This window comes from Nocardia coffeae (assembly GCF_019890715.1).
Classification (GTDB): domain Bacteria; phylum Actinomycetota; class Actinomycetes; order Mycobacteriales; family Mycobacteriaceae; genus Nocardia; species Nocardia jiangxiensis.
Genome location: NZ_JAINZY010000004.1, coordinates 529,681 through 549,513, shown reverse-complemented (window position 1 = coordinate 549,513; position 19,833 = coordinate 529,681). Strand labels below are relative to the sequence as shown.

20 protein-coding genes are annotated in these 19,833 nt (G+C 65.9%); 2 read left to right on the top strand and 18 right to left on the bottom strand.

Translation table 11 applies throughout. The features are described 5' to 3' along the window. Positions 1–92 precede the first annotated feature (92 nt). Together K7711_RS19275 and K7711_RS19270 are read right to left on the bottom strand one after the other, a co-directional pair. Positions 93–902: a helix-turn-helix domain-containing protein gene (locus K7711_RS19275; RefSeq protein WP_222970779.1), complete on the bottom strand. Its 810-nt coding sequence runs from the start codon at positions 900–902 to the stop codon at positions 93–95. 38 nt (positions 903–940) lie between these two features. Next, on the bottom strand, positions 941–1,462 hold the full coding sequence (locus K7711_RS19270) for a DUF6879 family protein (protein WP_222970778.1): 522 nt from the start codon (positions 1,460–1,462) through the stop codon (positions 941–943). Between the two features lie 591 nt (positions 1,463–2,053). Here K7711_RS19270 and K7711_RS19265 point away from each other — a divergent pair. Further along, positions 2,054–2,683 carry a 3'-5' exonuclease gene (locus tag K7711_RS19265; RefSeq protein ID WP_222970777.1) on the top strand — a complete coding sequence of 210 codons (630 nt, stop codon included), beginning with the start codon at positions 2,054–2,056 and terminating at the stop codon, positions 2,681–2,683. Then, on the top strand, positions 2,680–3,315 hold the full coding sequence (locus tag K7711_RS19260) for an AAA family ATPase (RefSeq protein ID WP_222970776.1): 636 nt from the start codon (positions 2,680–2,682) through the stop codon (positions 3,313–3,315). Before K7711_RS19265 ends, K7711_RS19260 begins: the two co-directional genes overlap by 4 nt. A gap of 230 nt (positions 3,316–3,545) precedes the next feature. Here the strand turns inward: K7711_RS19260 and K7711_RS19255 are convergent, their stop codons facing one another. The 16 genes from K7711_RS19255 to K7711_RS19180 all read right to left on the bottom strand — a co-directional run bounded on the left by K7711_RS19255 (position 3,546) and on the right by K7711_RS19180 (position 19,813). After that, complete coding sequence (locus tag K7711_RS19255) at positions 3,546–4,193, bottom strand: GNAT family N-acetyltransferase (RefSeq protein WP_222970775.1); 648 nt, start codon at positions 4,191–4,193, stop codon at positions 3,546–3,548. Between the two features lie 80 nt (positions 4,194–4,273). Then, complete coding sequence (locus tag K7711_RS19250) at positions 4,274–5,143, bottom strand: DUF4913 domain-containing protein (RefSeq protein ID WP_222970774.1); 870 nt, start codon at positions 5,141–5,143, stop codon at positions 4,274–4,276. Beyond that, positions 5,140–7,002: a type IV secretory system conjugative DNA transfer family protein gene (locus K7711_RS19245; protein ID WP_222970773.1), complete on the bottom strand. Its 1,863-nt coding sequence runs from the start codon at positions 7,000–7,002 to the stop codon at positions 5,140–5,142. Before K7711_RS19245 ends, K7711_RS19250 begins: the two co-directional genes overlap by 4 nt. 70 nt (positions 7,003–7,072) lie before the next feature. Beyond that, positions 7,073–8,266 carry a hypothetical protein gene (locus tag K7711_RS19240; protein WP_222970772.1) on the bottom strand — a complete coding sequence of 398 codons (1,194 nt, stop codon included), beginning with the start codon at positions 8,264–8,266 and terminating at the stop codon, positions 7,073–7,075. Beyond that, positions 8,263–9,204, bottom strand: coding sequence for a hypothetical protein (locus K7711_RS19235; RefSeq protein ID WP_222970771.1), 942 nt, complete (start codon positions 9,202–9,204; stop codon positions 8,263–8,265). Before K7711_RS19235 ends, K7711_RS19240 begins: the two co-directional genes overlap by 4 nt. Before the next feature lie 75 nt (positions 9,205–9,279). Then, the gene (locus tag K7711_RS19230; RefSeq protein ID WP_222970770.1) at positions 9,280–10,212 is read right to left on the bottom strand and encodes a hypothetical protein; all 933 of its coding nucleotides are present in this window, start codon (positions 10,210–10,212) and stop codon (positions 9,280–9,282) included. A 55-nt stretch (positions 10,213–10,267) separates the two neighbouring features. After that, positions 10,268–11,560, bottom strand: coding sequence for a hypothetical protein (locus K7711_RS19225; RefSeq protein WP_222970769.1), 1,293 nt, complete (start codon positions 11,558–11,560; stop codon positions 10,268–10,270). Between the two features lie 88 nt (positions 11,561–11,648). Beyond that, positions 11,649–12,554, bottom strand: coding sequence for a hypothetical protein (locus tag K7711_RS19220; protein WP_222970768.1), 906 nt, complete (start codon positions 12,552–12,554; stop codon positions 11,649–11,651). A 333-nt stretch (positions 12,555–12,887) separates the two neighbouring features. Further along, entirely contained in the window at positions 12,888–13,889 is a 1,002-nt protein-coding gene (locus K7711_RS19215) for a hypothetical protein (protein ID WP_222970767.1), read from the bottom strand. Then, positions 13,886–14,755, bottom strand: a complete 870-nt coding sequence (locus K7711_RS19210; protein WP_222970766.1) for a hypothetical protein — start codon at positions 14,753–14,755, stop codon at positions 13,886–13,888. Before K7711_RS19210 ends, K7711_RS19215 begins: the two co-directional genes overlap by 4 nt. Positions 14,756–14,835: 80 nt before the next feature. Beyond that, the gene (locus K7711_RS19205) at positions 14,836–15,744 is read right to left on the bottom strand and encodes a hypothetical protein (protein WP_222970765.1); all 909 of its coding nucleotides are present in this window, start codon (positions 15,742–15,744) and stop codon (positions 14,836–14,838) included. Positions 15,745–15,821: 77 nt separating this feature from the next. Beyond that, entirely contained in the window at positions 15,822–16,793 is a 972-nt protein-coding gene (locus K7711_RS19200) for a hypothetical protein (RefSeq protein ID WP_222970764.1), read from the bottom strand. Continuing rightward, entirely contained in the window at positions 16,790–17,338 is a 549-nt protein-coding gene (locus K7711_RS19195; protein ID WP_222970763.1) for a hypothetical protein, read from the bottom strand. Before K7711_RS19195 ends, K7711_RS19200 begins: the two co-directional genes overlap by 4 nt. Further along, entirely contained in the window at positions 17,335–17,679 is a 345-nt protein-coding gene (locus K7711_RS19190) for a hypothetical protein (protein ID WP_222970762.1), read from the bottom strand. The genes K7711_RS19195 and K7711_RS19190 overlap by 4 nt, the downstream gene beginning before the upstream one ends. 330 nt (positions 17,680–18,009) lie before the next feature. After that, positions 18,010–19,146 carry a C40 family peptidase gene (locus K7711_RS19185; protein ID WP_308014824.1) on the bottom strand — a complete coding sequence of 379 codons (1,137 nt, stop codon included), beginning with the start codon at positions 19,144–19,146 and terminating at the stop codon, positions 18,010–18,012. Positions 19,147–19,240: 94 nt separating this feature from the next. Continuing rightward, positions 19,241–19,813, bottom strand: a complete 573-nt coding sequence (locus K7711_RS19180) for a hypothetical protein (protein WP_222970761.1) — start codon at positions 19,811–19,813, stop codon at positions 19,241–19,243. Positions 19,814–19,833: the final 20 nt, after the last annotated feature.

Below are 19,833 nucleotides of genomic sequence, written 5' to 3'. Positions count from 1 at the left end.
AATACCGTAAGGGTGATCACTTTCAGCAAGCAGCATAGGATCACGGTATGAAAGAGCGCTGGTCGAGTTCCAGCTCTATGCACGTGTTCGAATTATTTGCCGCTCCGGAACGTGCGCGCCAGGCTATCGAGAAAGTTGCGGGCATCCTCTCCCCAGAGGGCGCGGGAAGAGAATAACTCGAACAATTCCCGGTAGTGGTCGACATCTTTTGGGTCGCGCAATACCAACTGACCCGTGAAAAGCTCAATGGTCACCAAATGCGCATCGTAAGCGACGAAGGAATGATATGCCCCGTCGGGAATATCCGCCGCTAGCGGAAGTATTCCAATGCTTATATTGGGCAGTCGTGACAGTGACACCAGTCGGTCGATTTGGACGGCCATGACCGAGTCTGAGCATAGCCGCCATCGCACGGCGGACTCGGTGAGTATGAACTCAAAATGCTTGCCCTGATCGTGCAGCACAGCTTGGCGACGCAGTTTCAGTGCGATCGCCGGATCGGTGTCGGCCGTCGCCGGTTCTACCGGAGTATTCATCGCCGCATGCATGTATTCCGGAGTTTGCAGGAGGCCAGTAATGAGCGCAGGCAGAAAGTATCGAATCCGCGTGGCGGCGCGCTCCAGAGAGGCCAGTTCGCGCTGTCGATGATGCAGCCCCCGACGCACCGATGCCCGCACATCCTGATATTCCGTATTAGCGACCCGAGCCAACGTGAGTAACTCTTCTCGCGTCGAGTGGTCGACCCCCAGGCCAGCAAGCATCTGCTCTACATCCGTCACGGATGGCAGTAGACGACCGGTCTCGATCCGAGACACCTTGCTCTGACTCATTCCGCAGCGTCGGGCCAGCCGTTCTCCAGACAGGCCCGACGCGTTACGCAGGTCACGAAGGGCGGAGGCCAAGCTTTTACGGTCCCGCCCGGCTTGCGTAGGATCAAGTTTCAAATTCGCTGTTTCGAACAGTAGTTGGTGAACGGTTCAGCGTGGCGTAACGCAGTCTCCTTCCACCTCACATATGGCGCGGGATCTATACCCTCCAGAAATTCCCGGCCAAGTTGGGTACCATCGGCGGCATAATACATTCGTACCACCTTCGCGTCATCGAACAGCCAGAAATCCTGAGCAGGCAGACCCGGATTCGACTGGCCGGTAAGATCGAGAATACGTACATCCTCACCGGCGGTGACAGTGTGTCGATATACCGCAAATTCATATCGCAGATAGTCCGTCAGCGGCCTAGTGATAACGTGAACGCGGGCGATATTGCGACCCGTTTCACGGAACTTGCGGACCCTCGCCAGCCATGGATCATCATCGGGTATATCGAGCTGCGCCGTGGTCAGAAAATTATCGTACTCGTCCTTCTCGCTACCCACGTTGTAGGCAGGTAAAGTCTCCAGCCGGAAAGCGTCCCGAGTGAAAGAATCGAAGAACTGTCGCCACGCGTCACCATCCAAGCGCACGAACAGCCTCCCGCAAGACACTCTCCGGAATCTCAACGACGGCCTCACCCGACGGCGTCTCTCTGTCCACTATGTAACCCTGAACAGCAATTCCGCCTGCACCAGTGGTGAACACCGTCGGACAGTCATCCCGACCGCAATTCCCACCGCCGATAATCGTCCACTCCGCCATCACAGCCTCCTAATCTATGCAAACACGCGACTTGACGTTGACAGATAAAGTGTGAAGCCGTCAAGCGTCATGCACGAACCCGCATAAACCGCATGCAAATGCCGCGATCCGATGCAGCAGCCCAAGCTATGAATCGGCCGGAACCGCCGCTGCCGAGTACCGCTCCTCCGGCGGGCCCTCCTGGAGCGTTGATCCGTCGAGGGCGGCGAGATCGCCGTAGATACAAACAGCGTCTGGCTGGCCTCTCCGCCCTGTACCACCACCTCCTTGCTGTGCGCAGGGACCGCAGCTGCGGGAATCGCGATCCTGTCCGCACGCCCAGGACCCTAGCGGCCCACATCGAGTCACATCGCTAGCTGGGGCAGGCATGGCCGATCCGAAATCGGCTGGCCCGCCACCTCAGAGGAGGAACAGGAGGAGTGACCGCACCCGCAGAACTCCCGCCCACGCTGCGAGACCGAGACACAGCCGTCGTCGACGTGGAGGGTAACGGCCAGAACCCGCCCGAGATCATCGAGATCGCGATCCTGTCGGTGACCGGATCCGCGGTGACTTCCGACGACATGCGCTCATGGCTGGTCCGGCCGCAGCAGCCGATCACGCCGATCGTCACCCGCAAGGTTCACCACATCAGCAACAAGGACGTCGCCGATTCTCCGGTGTGGGCGGAGTTGGCGCCGACGATTCAGATCGCGCTGGACGGCCGAATCCTGGTGGCGCACAACGCGAAGGTGGAGCACGGGGTGATCGGTCGGCACCTGCCCGACTGGACTCCGCCGATGGTGCTGGACACGCTGCGCCTGGCGAAGAAGGTGTGGCCCGGCCTGGAGGGCGGATACGGGCTGGACAAGCTGATCGCTCACGCGAACCTGGACACCGAGGCCATGCGCGAGCAGGGCTACCACCGTGCCGCCTACGACACGTGGGCCGCGTGGCAACTGCTGGTCCAGCTCACCACCGACAGCGGCATGGACTGGCCCGCCCTGGTCACCGCAGCCGCACCGCCGGAGTTCGTTCCCGAACCCGAACCCGAAGGAGGACTCTGGTGACCGAGAGCATCGAGCAAGTGACCCGGCCGGTCACGATCGCTCTGGTCGGGACGCACTCGACCGGCAAGACCACGTTCGTCAACGCGCTCGCGGATCGGCTGCGCCGCAACCGGGTTGATGTCGCAGTGGTCAACGACCTCGGAGTGAACGCGCTGGAACTCGGCCTGCCGATCCTGTGGAACCACACCTGGGCCTCCACCATGTGGATCATCACGCGCGGGATCAGCCTCGAGCTGGAGGCGTGGGTCAAGGCCGACGTCCTGTTGGTCGACAGGGGAATTCCCGACGCGCTCGGCTACTACGAGGCCGCCCTCGCCTACAGGGACACCCTGCCCGAGCCAGGACGGTTGGAACAGCTGGGCAGGATCGTGGCCGACCACGCGCAGCACTACGACCTCATCCTGCGCACGGAGCTGGATCCGAGCATCCCACTCGGCGCGGAGAAGCGCCGAGACGCCGACATGCGGTTCCGGGCCATGGCAGACCGATACGTGCAGTCGGTCCTGGACCGACTCGGCATCCTGCACGACGTGTTGCCCTCCGACGGGCACGCCCGCGCCCTGGTGGAGGCGACCGCGCTGATCGAGGGCCGATTGCCGATTGTCCGCAGGAGAGCAGTTCTCATGGCCTGACTCGGTGGAGGCAGGGTCCGAGCGGGAGGCCAGCTGAGACCTAACAGGCTGCCACCCCGATCTGCAACCGCCAGCGAACCCCCAGCCATTCCCGCCGATCCCACTCGCGCCGTCTCCAGCCGGGGTGACGCGCGGTGACCGTAGTCAGCGGCGCGACCAGAACACCGGGTGTGCCGCCGCACACCATCACGTTCCGCACGTAGTTATGTAGTGGTTCATTGCGGGTGGAGTCACAGTGCAATGGAGAACAAGGTCTCGTCTGATCGTGGCATCTGACCGGTAGGCAGGCCGTGCTCGGCAAACGATAGCGCGGTTCCGGGTGGGTGGACGATCAGGCCGCAGCGGCTGTAGAACCGGGCTTGTCCTGTGGCGGTGGTGAATTGGCCGTAGATGATCCGTGCTCCGGTTGCGGTGTATGTGTCGATGCTGCGTCGGATGAGGGCATGGCCGATGCCGACGCCTTGGTATTCGGGCATGACCGTGATGGTGTGGATCTTCGCCATGATTTCGACCGCATGCCGGGCGAGATCGGGGGCGGCGAGCCCGAGCGGACTGATTGCCCGGTACGAAGGGCCTGCGGTCAGTCCTCCGACGATCTCGTCGCTGGATACCGCGACAAGAGCGATCGAGCGCGCGGCCACCGCCGCAGGCAATCCTCCACGGGCCCAGGCGTCATCGAGTGTCTGGGTGTGATGGGGTTCGAGTCCGGTCGAGAGCAGTCCGGCTTTGTGGGCGAGCCACATTTGGCGCGCGGACCGTGTGGCATTGTTTGCACCGGCCATGGCGTTCAGTCCGCGAAATTTTCGGAACTCAGTGCGGGTGCGGGCGGGCCGGATATCGAACCACAGCTGCAGCCCATCGGTAACGGTGTCGTTCATCGAAGTCCCCTTCTGCTCATTGGACGGCGAATCTTGTTGTGTTGCCTCGTCTTCAGCGGTCACGTCGGGTTGTGGTGTGTTCAGGCGCCTGCGCGCAGACCGCGAAAGTCCGGCCCGAAGCCCAGTTCCTCGACCGGGGTGGCGGCGCCGTGCAGGCCGAACCAGTTCGGCGGGACGCTTGCGCCGGTCAGGCCCGGGTGGGGTATGTGCCGGTCGGGTGTGCAGCGGTGCAGTGGCCCGTTGGCGGCTTCGAGGATGTGACGCATGTGTGGGTCGATGTGGTTGACGAACAAGGTGGACATGGCGGTTTTGTCGTCTGCGGTGCGTGCGGCTTCGAATACTGCGTGCAGGGCGGCGAATCGGACCGCGACGCCGTGGTGGGCCCACCATTGGCGGCACCAGGTGTGTTGGCCTTCGCGGTTGTTGCCCGAGATCCGCACGGCAGTCACGGGCAGGAGCCAGTGTTCGACGAAGTCTACGTAGTGGGTGTACCGCGGTGGATTCTTCTTCTGGGCTGTGGGTTTGGGTGGTTGACCGAACCAGCCCGGTGGTACTGGATCGGAGGGAAGTGGTTGCAAAGCAACGTGTTTCGTGCGTGTGCATCGGTGCAAGGGACCGTTCGCGGCGTCCAGGATGACGCGGAAGTGGGCGTCGATGTGCGACAGCAGGTAGGTCGATACCGCGCTACCGCTTCGGCTGCGTCGGGTGGCTTCGAAGGCGTTGTGCAGATGAGCAATTCGGACTGCGACGGGTCTGTGGCGCCACCATTGAGTGCACCAGGTCATGGTTTGTTCGCGGTTGGCTTCGGCCAATCGCGTGGTCACGAACGGGAATAGCCAACTCTCCGCGAAAACAGTGAAGTCGCGGTATTTGGGCGGGATCGGCGTCTGCTTCGGTGTCCCGGCAGCTGCCGGCGGTGGGGTGGCGGGGTAAATCGGCGGTGTGGTCATAGTTCGGTTCCTCGTGTGCCGCTGTCGTTTTCGTCCTCTGGCAGTGAGTCGATGGCTGCGTCAGCGGTGGGGTCGTTGTTGAATCGCTTCAGGGAGGTGGTGATGATTGGGGCGAGGTCGGGGTTGTCCCACCAGAAGTGTTTTTTGATGAGGATGGGTTCGTGGCCCGGCAGGCGGATCAGGGCTCGGTCGCGGGGGAGTTTGTTGAGTTTGGCGATGTTGAGAACGGGTTCGGGGCGCCACGAGGTGGTGCGGTTGACCCCGCCGGGGCCGACGGAGCGGGAGTAGTCGGCGACGTCGTGGTCGTCGATGAGGCGGGCCCATTGTTCGAGGTAGGAGTCGTTGGCGATGTTGCCGCCGAAGATTTCGATGGATTGCGCGCGCATGGTGCGTAATCCGTTGACGCTCCAGAGGTCTTCGCCTTGCTCGATCACCTGCAGGATCGTCACCAGGATCACCCCGCTCCCCGCGGCGTACGTGTAGTAGGACGGGAGCTCATCGATGCGAGCGCAGTTCGCGGCCTCTTCCAGCACAGCCAGCAGCGGGACCGCCAGGCGTCCGCCGCGCCGGGATCGCGCGATCTTCAACGCGGCTTCCAAGATCTGCCCGACCAGCGCCGCGGTCAGGGCCCCGGCGGAGTCAGGCCCGGCGATAGACAGTGCGTAGAGGGTGTCGGTGCTGGTCACGAACTGTGCCGGTCGAAATTCGGGCAGCTGATGAGTGATCAGCTCGGCGGCGGTGTCGATGACGATCCCGTCGGCACCCTCGTACACGGTGAACCGCGTGCGCGAGGGCGGGGTCACCATCTGCGCGTACCCTTCGTCGGACAAGGTGTTCAGGAATCGTCTGGCCATGTCGTACAAGCCATCTCGCTGTCTGGAGTAGAGGGATTGCGCGTCCAGGATCCGGCGCGCGGGCACCAGGTGGCCCTTCGCGCGCAGGATCAGCGCCGGAGTCTGATCCTGGTCCGCCGAGAGCCATTCGGACACGTGCAACAGGTCCCCGCCGATGCAGGCGGCAGCGAACAGGTGTAATCCGAGGAGCTCCTGTGCGCCGCCGTCGAAGTAGGAGTCGACCTTGGCGCCTGATCTCTCGCTCGCCGATCCCGAGGCCGCGGAGACGAAGAACGCGGCGAGCTTGCGGGCCGCGGGCAGATTGTGCACTTGGGCCAGCAGGTTCACCCAGAACCCGCAATGTGGTGTGCCGGTGACTGCTTGCAGGTCACACATCCACACCGTGCCGCGCTCCTCTGCTCCCGCGACGGTGTGCTGGTAGAGGTCCGGCCTGTTACTCGTGGCCAGGACCGGACCCCACGCCGACAGGACCGCGGGGATCGCCCACGCCATGGTCTTACCGGTGCGCTGCCCTGCGGCGATGACCAGAGACTGCTCGGCCGGTAGAAACAATTCGACCCCGCCCAGGACGGTGCTGCCCAGTGGTGGCCCGGCCAACGTCCGCACCTTTTTGGGTGCATCCCTGAGGAGCCGTTTCGCGGCGATGGCGTTGTCCTGACGGCGGGCCAGGGTGATCGTGCGCGGGTGATCCATCGTGCGTGCGGCGGCGTCGATGCCGCTGCGCCGCGGCCACCGGCGCGGGGCATACAGTGTGAATGCTGTTGCTGCCGTGGCGATCACGGCACCGATCGCGGATGCTTGCCAAGGCCATCGATGCCTGCCGAGGATCACTTCGAGCACAGCGATGAGCGGATTGGCGACAACAGGCAGTCCGGCGCACCAGCTTCCCAGGCTCAACGCGATCCACGCCAGCACCACCAGGCCCACCACGGCCAGAAATGCGAGCAGTAGCCAGGTTTCCTCGCCCAGGGCGCCGGTGGTGCGGCGTCGAGTCTGTCTGGCCATCACAACATCGCCTCAGGTGACATCGACGCCCCCGTGAACAGTTGTGGACAGTCCTGTGCAGCAAGAGTTTTCACGATCCGACCTCTGCTCCGAGTTCGGCTTGCTCGGCTGGCTGCTGCTCGTGCTGTGTGGGTGAGTGCCAGTCGGTGCCGCGATTACCGGTCAGTGCCGCATCGACTGCGTCATCGATGACCGTGCCCGGCGAGGCGGTCAGCTCGCCGATGCTGCTGGCGGAAGCGGTTGCCTGCCCGCTTCGGTCCGGGCTCGTCTCGACGGTGGTATGTCGTTGTGGCGGGTCGAGGTTCCCGGGCGGACGGTCCGCAGGCTGGCTCTGCAGGCTGGAGTTGTCGCGTCCACGCTGGTAGGCGCGGTAGGTGATGTCGTGGGGCACACCGGCATCGATCGCATCGGCGCGGGCGGAGCGCAGCGCGACCTGTAGTCGGTCGAGTCGTTCGATGGTGGCTTGGTCTGCGACTGTGTCGCCGGTGAATGTCTCGGCGGTGCGGGTGTGTTCTGCGGCCAGGTCCTGGATCTGCCACAGCAGCCGTGCCTGCACCTCGGGTCCCAGGGCAGTCCGGGTGTCGGGGTCCAGGAGGGTTGTCTCGCGTAACTGCGGTGGTAGCAGGAGTGCTCGCTGCTCGGCGCGGCTGAGGTATTCCTCGGCCAGCAGCATTTCATCGGTCGCGGTGATTGCCGCATCCACCGACGCCAAGCTGATCGCACTGCTTGTGGTACGTGGGGCGCCGAGCGTCTTGTCCACCGCGGTGCGGTGGTCGGGGACTTCCTCGCGGGAGCCGTCGCGCAGGGACGCGCGGTCCGTGATCGGCTCTGGTCGGGATCGAGCCGCGTCCTGGTCGGATCGGGCCGGCAGTTCGTGTGCGTGGCCGGTGAGTTGGCGGGCGTGCCGCCCGGTCAGCCACAGCTCCGAGTCGGGGGCGAGGTCTCCGCGCATGTGGGCGCGACCGAGTTGTTCAGCTATCCCCCGGGCATGGTCGGGATCTGTTTCCCAGAGGTCGACCGAGTCTTTGAGGTCAGCCCACATGCGGCGTAACCGAGGATCTCGGTGCTGGGCCCATTCGGTGTCGAGCTGCTCGGCTGTCTGCTCGAATTGATCTGTCTGCCTGCCAGTTTCGCCGTACGGGGCGACTTGCTTGAGCAGGTGCTGGTGGGCGAACGCGGCGAACAGCTCGCGCACAGCCGGGTCGTCGATATCGGTGTAGTGGTCCGGGTCGGTGATCCCGGCCCGTGTGTCCGGCCAGCTCACGGCTGCACCTCCTGCCCCGTCGATCGCACCCCGGCAGAGGTGTCCGTACCGCTGGGGTGGACGCCCGGCTCCCAGGCTGTGGACCTGTCCCCGAGGTCTGTTGCGGTGACGGCGTCCTGGATCCCCGCTCCCTCGAGGCGAACATCGCTGTCCGATACGGGCTGCTGCTGCGGGGACGGCACCGCTCGGAGCCGGGGCGCACCAGCTTCGACCGAACCGGGTGCGTGGGTCGGGTCGCTGGTGGGTTGGGCGAGTTGCTCACGTAGTGCGGTGATTTCGGTGCGCGCCTGGTGTTCTCGCTGGAGTGACTGTGCGGCGACCATGGCCAGCACGGTTGAGCCGGTGTGTGCGTCGGCGAGCTCGGCGGTGAGTTGTTCGATCCGTCCGAGGTAGCGGTGCGCGGGAGCGTGCGCCCACGGCACACCCGACTCCCCCAGTTCCCGGGCGGCGTGGATGTGGTCCTCGGTGATTCCGGCTGTCGTGGCAGCGTGGCAGGCGTGAGCCAGCGCTGCGGCCAGTAGCTGCTGTCGGTTGGTGGGATCGTCGTCCAGGACAACGCCCTCGATGTGGCCTGCGGTGATCGCGGCCAAGTTCTGGACCTGCCGCAACCGAGCAGCCGCCACGGCATCGTCGGCGGCGCGGCGCCCGTATGTCTGGGTGACCGGTCCGTCGTAGAGAGCTGGCGGGACCGCCATTCTGAGGTACAGGCTCGCCAGCTTGTGTTCGACCGCGGCCTCGGTGTTGGCCTGTGCGGATGGAAACAGCGGTGGCGGAGAAGTTTCCGATGCGGGGATGGGGTTGGTGTTGGACATCGCGTCCTCGCTGGTGAGCGGACCGGACCGGTGTTTCCACGCGGTGTGCGCGGATTCGGCGGCGGTGTGGATGTCCCTCGCGGAGAAGTGAACTGCGTCGTAGGGGGCTGTGATGGGTGGCGTCAACAACCACCACAGCCAGGAACTCGAGGGGTATCGCGTACGGCTGCTGATGTGCCGTAGTGCGAGTGACCGCCAGGGCTACGGGTCCGGGCCGATGTCCGGGCCCGACGGTGAAGCGGTGGCCTCGGGGCTTTCGCCGGGCGCCCAGGTGCGTGTGGTGTCGGCGGGCAGCGCCGCCTCCACAGTCTGGCCGGTCGGGGCCGCGCCGTCGGCCCGGGTTCCCGCGGTGGTGGGAGTAGGGCTGATCAGGGCGGTGGAAGCGAGAGTGATCAGTTCGCTCGGTGTCGGCGGGATAGTGTGCGCGATGCCGATGGGCAGGTTGGTGTGTGGGTCGACCGGGATGTAGGGCGGGATCGCGGGGTCGGTGTCGCCGAAGGCGTAACCGCGCCAGGCGTGTTCGAGTTCGAGATCGTTCATAGTGTGCGCTGTGACCCGTGTCAGGTGCCGCCAATGCTCGGGCTGGGTGTTCCAGAACCGGTGGCCTTCGGCCGGGGTGAGCTCGGCGGCGGCTGCCAGAGCGCTGATCCGCAGGTGCAGCAGATTCATGTTGCGTTCGACCGCGGCGACCAGGTGTGGGCTGGGCTCGAATCCGTACTGGCCGGTGTCCAGGCGGTGCTGGCGGGCAGCGGTGAGCATCGCGATGCGTTCGAGGTGGAACATGTCCACGGTCAACATGTCGGTGAAGAACTCCGCCACATGTTCAGGAACCCCGGTCGTGGCGGATGCCGGAACTTGTTGCGGTGCAATGCTTATCGTATCTGCCTGCTGTCGGGCTCGGTGGATTGCCGGTTCGCGCAGCCCTGCGGACATCGCGGCCTGTTCAGCGTGCTCTCGCTGTGCGGCCAAGCCGTCCAAATGTGATTGCCATGCTTCGCGGGCCTCGGCGTCGGTGCCGTCGTAGCCGGTGTGGCCGCGATCGGCGACCCGGGTGTGCTCGGCGCTGAGGTGGGTGATGATTCCCAGGAGTTCGGTGTGCCATCGGGTGACCGGGTTCGATTCCGGTGTGGTCATGAGTGATGTCCTTCCGTTCGCTGATGGGCTGCGTGGTTCGGAAGTGTTCGGGGCGTTAGGGTTCCAGGCCTTGCCCTGGTTGTGGGCCAGTCGTGTCGGTGTCGCCGTGGGTGTGTGGGGTGGTGTCGGTTTCCCAGGTCCGTGGTCGGTCGGTGGCCGGGATCACCTCGGCGATCGCTGTGCCGATACCGCCGTCTGCGGGTGTACTGGCGGCGATCTGGTCCAGGGCGTGGCGGGCGCGAGCAAGGAAGTAATGCGGGGCAGGTGGGAGCAGTTCAGTGGCCGCATGCAGGCTGGTTGTCCGATGGTCGTGACCGAGCTCGTCGAACGACTCGCGTGCCTGCGCGGCGATCTCCGGGACCGCGTACTGATGCCAGAGGGTGTCGACCTCGTGGCGGGGAAAGCGCACAAGGTGATGGACCCGGGTGATGCAGTCGCGTGTACTTGCGCTCCAGATCCGGCCACGCTCTTGAGCAGTCAAGCCAGCGACCTGCGCGGTCCGCGCCGCACGCAACCACAGTGCATCCATGGTGTGCGCGAGCTGCTGCCGCGTGTGCGGCGTATCGACACCCGGGTCGGTTGAGTACAGGTGATCGCGGGCCACAGTGAGTGCGGCCATGTCGGTGACGTGGCGCAGATCGTCGGTAACCTGTTCGGCCGCACGGTGTCTGGTGTCCAGGATCGGGGTTACCAGGGGCTGGTCCGGGTGCCATTCGCGGCCGAGGTGTCCGCGTATCCGTGCCCAGGCGATCCACTGCAACGACACTCCCGCGGCGTGTGCGCGGATCTCGGCGGCCTCACGGTGCCGGTCGATCTGGCCTGCTCGCGCGACCATGTTCGCCAGCACACGGAAATCTCCGCCAGCGGCAGTGAGGGTGGTGTCCTGTCGCATCTGCGTGGCCTGGGCTGCCAAGCGCTGCACCTGACGCAGCCATCGGCTCGTCTGCTGAGGAAGGTCTCCGGCCTCGACCGGAACCCGGTGTCCCCAGACCGGATCGGTTCGGCGGATATCAGGTGTCATCTGTTGCGCCCACCGGTGGATGCCTTCGGGGTCGGACAGCTGGCCGGGTTCGGGCTCGATCCAGCGATGGCCGCCCTGCCCGCACAGCCGCACCGCGGCAATGCTGCTCTCGGGAATGCGCAGCAACCGCGCATGGTGGTGGGCCACTGCCAGATCCGTGAGATTTTCGTGGCGCCGACGGGCCGCGGTGTTGACGATCCAGTCCGGTCCGCCGAACGCCAGGACCCGCTCCAGCACCGCGGTGCTGGTGGCCAGTTCGTGGATCCGGTGCAGCGTCGTGGCCAACTGCTGGTCATGCGCGTCCGGTCCGCGCAGTGGGCCGCTCATCGCCGCGGCCTCCCCACACGCACCAGCTCGAGGTCCTTGGCTTCCCCGTTGCCGCTGGAGTCCTGCCGGGATGCTCGTGCGGCCGCGTTCATCGGCCGACCTCCGGGTGCGCCCCGGGGTGCTCGTCCGCCGACGCTGGCCGCGGTTCTGGCGGGGACCAGTGGGGCTGGTCGTTGTCGGGCATTGCTGCGCCGACCGCGTCCCCGATCCGGTGACCGCTGTCGGCGCTTTCGGTCCCGGTATCGGCGTCGGGTGCGGTAGAGATCGGGTCGGGGCCGGGCGGGTCGGGTGCTGGTCCAGTGGTGCGGGTGGGCCAGCCGTGGGCAGCGAGGTCCTCGGCCAGGTCGTTGACCATCGAGCGTGCGTGCACCAGGCCGTTGCTGAGAGTGTCGATAATCTTGTGCAGGGAATCGAAACGCTCGGCCAGATCTCCGACCAGGCGGCGTCCGGCCTCGGCCCGGTTGTTCGCGTCGAATACCTCTCGGCTGAGTAGTTCGATGCGGCCCAAGTGGCGGTGTGCGGGCTTGTCGTTCCAGGGAACTCCCGCGCTGCCGAGAGCTTCGGCTTCGATGATGTCGGTAGCCTGGACCCCGCCCTGCTCGGCAGAGGCTCGCGCATGGCGCACGTCGGCATCGATGCCGTTGGGATACAGGGCCCACCGCCAGCTCGGATCGCTGCTGTCCAGATCGTGCGCGACCGCGTCGCTGACCCACGCTGCCCGCAGCGCTGAGGTGTCCTGCACTGTGCGTAGAAGTTTCGCGTGCACCGCGTCGAGATCCTCGGCGCCGAACCGGTGCGCGATCGGCCCGTCCCGCAGCTCGGCGGGAACGGCTTCGGGCGGCCCGAACCGTGCCTCGGATGGTTCGCGCGGTGGGCCCGCGGGCTCGGGCATCGTGTGCCGAGAGGGACTCTGCTCGCCCGCGCCAGCCGGATCGCTGGGGTGATCGATGTTCTCGGACAGGTAGGAAGGTTGATGAAAGGTGTACTCGGACATCCCTTGTGCCGCCTTCGTGTTCCGAAGCGGACCGCACCAGTTCCTGGGCAGAACCGGTACGGCAGTGCGATGTCCCTCGCGAAAAAGGTCGATGGATTACCGGGCATGCGCGTCAGCCAGCGTCAATGACTCGGAAAAGGCTCGCGGCAGTAGCAGTGAGCGTGTGGGTTCCGTCCCAGCGCGATGCCCGCGCGGCCACTACGGGTCCGTGCCCGAACACCGTTCCCGGCGCAGCCGGGACGAGGACGGTCTCGGCGACGACTCTCGCATGTGCATCATCCCTCTCTCCTTGGTCGAAATGGTCTGTGTCCCAGTGGTGTTCACACTGCGGTCTCAGGGATCGGGTCCGCCCTCGAGATTCCGGTGAACGCTCGAGGCGATGTCGGATCCGGTGTCCGTGGCCTGTGTGGTGTTGGTGCCGGGTTCCCACACGCGAGTCACGTCGGTCTCGGGTAGCACGTCGGTGATGGCCACCCCGATGAGCGGGCTCCGCTGCTCGGTGAGCATGACATCGAGGGTTTCTCGGGCGGCCGCGAGGAACTGCTCCGGCGCCGGAGCACTCGCCTCGGGATCTGCGCCGGCCTGCGGTGCCGCGTGGCGTAGATCGCGCAGCGAGTTGCGCAACCGGCCCGCCAGCCCGGGGGCCGCATAATGCTGCCAGAGCATGTCGACCTCGGCGGGACTCAGCTGCAACAGCCCGCGCACGCGGCCAGTGATCGCCTGCTGGTCGATGCCCCAGGCTCGCTCCCGAGCTCGGGCACTGATCGTGATCATGCGTCCGGTGTGGGTGGCTCGCATCCGCAGCGCGTGCATGGTGCGGCTGTACTGGACCGCGATGATCGGATCCCGGACTGGGAGCGCATTCAGACGCCCGGCCAGGTGCTCGCGCACGACAGCAATCCCTGCCATGTCGGTCAGATGCTGTGTGTCGTGCGCGATCCGGTAAATCGATCGGCGCTGGGTCAGCGCGATCGGGTTCGGCAGCAGGTGGTCCTCGTGCCACCCGATACCCTGTTGTCCCAGCCGCGTGACCCGCTCGATCCAGCTGCCTGGTATGCCCGCTGCGTGCGCCTGGGTCTGTATCGATGCTTGGAGCCTGTCGAGTTCCGCTGTGCCAGTGGGGGTTCGAGTTAGGTTCTCTTCATCAGGCCGGTCGTCGATGCGTTGACCGCCTAATTCAGTGGCCCACGTGGCGAGTTCCTGGATCTGGCGCAACATCATCGCCTGCTTCTGCGGGACCTGCCCGGCACGAATCACCAGTCCCTGCGGACCTGTGATTACCGAGCCCCCGCGGACCGGGAAGGTGTTTACGAGATCGTCGTCCGACGTGCTCACGGTTCGACCTCCGGGACCGAGTCCACTACGGGATCGGCGATCCCCGAAGGGGTGCCCCCGGGCTCCCATCCCCGGTCGGTTCCGTCCGGTAGGACGGCGTCCACGGCCAGCCCGGCACCGATATCGGCCGCTATCTCCTCGTTCAACTGGCGCAAAGCGTTGTCGTACAGGCGCACCGCCACCTCCGCGACCTGTTTCCCGCTGCGGGCGGTCCTGGGATGGGCCATGGCGTGGTCGTGCAGTTCAGTACGGCTCTCGAGTTGTTCGATACTGCGCAGCACCGTGGTTTCGAGGTCGGCGTCGGTGTATTCGCTCCAGGCCCAGTCCAGGTGTTCTCGTGCCTCCGGTCCCAGAAACGGTGTCAGATAGTGCTGCTGTGCGGTCCTTGGCAAGTCCCACAACGATTCCCAGTCCGAGTCACTGACGTCGATCAGATCCGCACGCATCGAGGTCTGTTTGAACAAGGCAGCCATGTTGAGCACGAGTTGCTCGGCTTTCACAGAATCGCGGTGGGCACCTGGCTGGAACTCGTGGCTGACCAGCACCGCCGCCATGTTGTGCAATTGCCCAGCATCGGCCAGGAGTTCTCCGGCCACGACCGACCGAAGCCCCAAGGTCGGATCCTCGGGCTCCGCAGGTGTCCATTCGGTATCGCAATGCCCGGCAAGCCACGCCATCGTGGTCAACTCGCGCGGAACACCGACCTCATGGGCTTGGTGTTCGGCTTCCTCGCACCGCTGGTTCAGGCGCTGGATATCCGTCTGCCACAGCGCGACTGTCACCGACGGCCACGCGCTGTCGGCGAGGTCGTGGGTGATCGCGGTACCGGCGGCGGCCAAAGCATGGATCCGCTGCAGCAGCTGCACCGCACGAGAAGTGGACCTCTGCTCTGCCTCGGGCCCCGACGTCCCGGTGCTACCTTCGGCCGCGTGCCACGTAGGCCCGCTCACGGTTCGAGCCCGCCCAAACCGACCCCTGTCGGCGGTGAGGGATCCGGATCGGCTGGACTGCGGAACACGGGCCGCAAGTTCCCACCCAGCCCCGCGGCATCGACGGACTCGGCGATCTGATTACCCTCCACTGCGCTGAACTCGGCCCGTAGATCACCAGGCGAGCTGCCGGTGACGACTGCGGGGCTGGTGGGTTCGCGAAGCTGCTGCCAGATCCGTTGCACCATGTGCGCCGCGGATGGTGCGGGGTTGCCAGCCATTTCGGCTCCGATCCCGGCGTCGGTCAACGCTGATACCAGCACTGCGGCAGACCGGGTGTCCGCGCGGGCGACGGTGCGCCAGCGGTCCTTCAGCGCCGCCGCGGACATCTCTCGCACCCTGTTTGCCTCAGCGGCCCAATGGCTTTCACGCCCCCACAGATGCTCTGTCTCGTCCGCCGACAGGTTCAGTATGTGCGCGATCGCGGCCACCCGCCGCACCTGGGTGTCGAAGTTCCGGGCGAACAGCTGAGACGTGCCGGCCTCGGCGAGCGCGCCGCGCTGCCCGTACGCGGCAGCGACCGCGGCGATTTCACGCACCTGCCGCACCTCGTTGCCGAGGTTCGTGAGCAGCTGGGGCCGGTCGATCGGTGCGTGTTCGCGCCAATGCAGGTCCGCCCGCCACGTCATGCCCAACTCCCCGCGGTAGCGGGTCTGATCGATCCACTCCCGCGGAACACCACCGGCCACCGCCGCGGCCTCGAGTTCGCGGATCTTCAACACCTGCCGGTGATGGGCCGGGCTACGCGCCCCGTCCATGCGGCGGCCGGTGTCCGATTCGGTGTGGGCCAGAAGTTTTCGCGCTGCCATCGCTTCCTCGGTAATCGCCCGCAGGACTCGTTTCTGCAGCGTGCTGGGTTTGTTCATCTCGGCCTCCATCCCTCATCACCAGCCAGTGCATCCACGAATCAGCGGTAAAAGGGTTGTGTTGCAAGCGATCACGGCTATGGCTCCATTCCGGGTTCGGCCACATCCAGTCGCGCCGGTTCCGGTGCGGGCGCCGGTGATTCCGGGGTGGCTTCGGGCGCGAGTGGTGGTTCGCCGGCTGGCCAGGTCGCGTCGACGACTTCACCGATCCATGTGCCGGTGTCCGGGGCCGCGTCATCGCCGAGCCCGGCGGCTTGATACTGCTGCTCGCCGTAGATGCCGTACGCCAGTTCCTCGGCCAGGCCAGCAACAGGCGCGAAAGCCTCCGAGGGCCACTGCCCTCCGCCCTGCTGCGCGGTGTCGTCGAAGTCGTCGTCCGCACCATGGAAGATGCTCGCGAACGAGCGCCCGGTGTCCTCGGTGTACCGGTCGTCCCACGCCTCGGCCTGCTCGGCATAGTCCTGGGACAAGTCGCCGGCACTGTGCGCCGCGGCCCACGCCGCGGTGGACACACCCGAGGTGTAGGTGGCCCGATCATCTTCGGCGGCAAGGGTTTCCGCGAATCCGAGCGCGCGCTCGCGGCCTTCGATGAGCAGCTTCTTGTACTGCACATCCAGCGAATGCAGGTGCCGGGCGTAGGTGGCGCGAGTGTTGTAACCGTCGACTTGTTTGGTGTGGATCGTGTCCTTGCGGTTGCGCTCAGCCCGCTGCCCCTGCACGTGGAAGCCGTGCAACTGATCACGGCGTTTCTCGGTGCTCTCGTGCGCGGTCTCCCGGCGCCCAGCTTCGGCGGCATCGTTATCCAGCCGCGCCTGTTTGACCTGTTTCTCCAGATCGTGCAGCTCTACGCCCTGCTGGGCTCGATCCACGTATCCCTGCCATTGCAGACCGGCGATGCCTTGGCGGGTGTTGAATTCGGTGACCGATCGCGATTCCGCGCCGCGGCGTTGCAGCAGATTCATCGTCATCGCCGCGGTCTGCATCGCCTGGACGAACCCGGTCCGTACTGCTTGCCCGCCTTCCTCGACGGGATCCCCACTGCCACTCACGTTTTCACCTCCAATTGGGTGATCCGCCAACCCGACACCGGGTCCGCGCGCTGGGTGCGCGCGTAGACGATGAGCTCGATCGGCGGGCTGTTGTCGCTGGGACGCTGCGTCACCGCCAGCACACGCGCGACGCTCGTGGCGGTGTCCGGAGGATGGTCGTCCCCGGTGACCTGCACATCGGCTGTCACGATCACCCCGGCGCTGGCCCACTGCTGCCACATCAGCGGGGTGATGGGAGCCAGCACTGCCGCAGCCGGTTCGGCCCGCGCAGCGTAGTCCGGGCTCATCAGCGACGCGGCGTTGTCGAATGCGGCCTGCGCGGTGATGTGTTCGGCAGGACGGTAACTGAAAACAGTCGCGACGGCCGCGGTCATCACGCTCTGCGCCGAGCAGGCATCCACGTGGTCGAACGGCACGGGCAACACCGCGGTGCAACGCTGGCCCGCGCTGCGCGCAGGCGGGTGGCCGCCGGCACACGCGCTCGTGACCGCGCCCAGCGCACATATTCCGGCGATCAGGAACGTAGTCCTGGATGTGCCGGTCATGATGCGTTCCGGGGATCGTGGATCAGCGTGCCCAGATCGGCATGGCGCCAATCGATCAGCGCCCCGGTGGCGCACAATTCCACGGCCGGGTTGGCAGGCGCGTCCACCACCAACTCCAGCACAAGTCCGGTCGCGATCGCGGCGGTGTCGAGCACGACCGCGGTCATCGGGTGCCGGGGTGTGAGAACGAGCCGCACCATGGCCGCGCTCGCTGTGCAGCGTTCGCGCACCCGTTCGGCCAGCCACAGCGCGTGCATTCCAGCGAGTTCGGTCGCGATCGCCTCCGACTCGACGATCAGGTCGGCGTGGAACGGTGCGAGCCACACCGGTGTCCCATCCATGGCACACACCGCGAACCGGTCCCGCCGTGCCGCAGCGCACATCGCCAGGCGCGGCCCCCGCGCCGCCTCGGCAGCCACCCGCGCCCGCGCACCCGCCAACATCCCCCCGACACCATTGGCTCTAAACACAGCCTCCACCCGCTAACATCAAGTGACGCAATGGTTCCCACGATGGCGCCGCGAGGCTGCAAGCCCCGCCGGGGTTCGTGAGCGTTGCCGGGTGCGTGGTGCACGAATGCCGCGCCCGCAGCTCCTCATCGCATGTGCCGGCTCGGTGGCACGTAAGTGAACGTTCGATCGACGAATAGGTTTGTGTCATAGTCGATTTCCTTAGTCCCGACCCGCTGGTCCCGGTGCACTGCGGCCGGGTGCGGGTGCGGGCGGTGAGGTGTTGTAGCGGCGCACATCCAGTCGGTCGGTTCCTTGCACCGCGGCGAGCGGGGCGATGCGCACCGTTTCGGGGAAGTCCGGGGCGTGCACAACCATGTCCTGCCCGGATGCGTTGTGGCCCAGGTAGATCGCGACATGATGGGAAGCGCTCTCGCCCGGTTTGGTGAAGAAGATCAGGTCCCCCGGTTGCCGGTCGGCGAACGAAACCGGCCGTGCCTGGCGTGAGTCTTGCTGGTATTGGGTGTAGTGCGGCAGCCGGATCCGGCCCCCGGATGCCTGGTAGACCGCGTACAAGGTGAGCCCGGAACAGTCGAACCCGCCACCGGTCGGCCCGGTAACGTCTCCCCCAGCCCACACGTACGGGGTACCGATCCACCGCTGGGCCGCAGCGACCACCGCGGCCCCGAACGCCCCGTCGTCCCCGCTCAACAGCGCCCCGGATCCCTCGCTCCCGCAACCGGACGGCTGCTGCTCGCCGGTCGTGCCGGTCACCGATGGGGGGTCGATGCTCGCGAACATCGCATACAGTCGGCGCGCCAGTTCCATCTGTGTGGCGTAGACATCGGGGGCCGAGCGTTCGACCGCCTGCGCCAGCTCGGGCGATGACAAGCTCTGCCCCGCGTAGCGATCGGCCTGCTGATAGAACCAGTTGATCTGGTAGACCGGGTTCATCAGCGACACCATTCCCGCGCCACCCCACACGCTCGCGCGCATCTGGTGCGGGCCCACCGAGTCGTGGTCGTACCCCAGCCCGTCGTTCGCGTACCGCAACGATTCTGGAACAGCGGGATTGGCCAGGTTCCGCAACGTGCTCTCGGTCGCTTGGGCGGCGAGTTCGGCGATGATCACCGGTTCGGGCTCGCGGCGTTGTCTGCCGATCACCACTCCGTTGCGCGCTAGCTGTAACTGGCGATCGTTCAGCCCCGCCACCGATTGGCCCGTGGGCTCCTGCATGCCACCGCTCACCGCTGCCGCGCATGCTTGGCCCGGGTCCGCGCCGATCAGCACCACCATCACGATCAGCAACAGCACCGGGACCGACAAGCAGAGTCCGGCAAGGAGTTTCGGCGCGCCCACTACTCACCTGCCCGCCCTCCCCAACGCCTCGTGCCCGCCGCACAGCAGGCCGAGGATATGTTCTGGCCGGACACCGGGACGTTCGTCGGCGGGCTCACAGGTCGACCCCTGAATCTGGGTTCTGGGCCGGTGGTGGTGCGGATTGTGTTGTGGCGGTGTCGATGTCAGCTGCTGTGTCCGAGCCGTCGGGAAGTGCGGCGTCGATCATCTCGGCTGTGGTATTCGGTGCGTGAGGGTCGGCCGCGTCGGTGCTGGTCACCTCCGTCCCTGCGAGCAGATCGTCCAGCCTCTGTCTTACCTCCAGCGTCAGTGGCGGGACATGTCCGGAGGTGTTTTCCTCCATCGTCAGCGCGACCGGCCCGTACCAGCCGGTGGGATGGTGATAGCCCAGTCCGGCGAGTACCTGATCGGCCAGCGGGTTCGCGGCCAGGGCCGGGTCGTTGAAGTTGTCGGCGAACCAGGCCCGCACGCGCCCCATCCCCTGCGTGCTCAGATCTGGAACATGCTGGGCAATCGCGGCGCGCAACCCCGCATACTGATCACGCATGTCATAGAGCACGGTGCCATCCGGGGTGATCACCACGAAGTCCGCTTCATCACTCATCGCGGCCCGCCATCTTCGATGGGCAAGCTGGTAATCCTTAGCGATCGCACCACCATTCGGCATGCGAAGCTCCTAAAATAGTT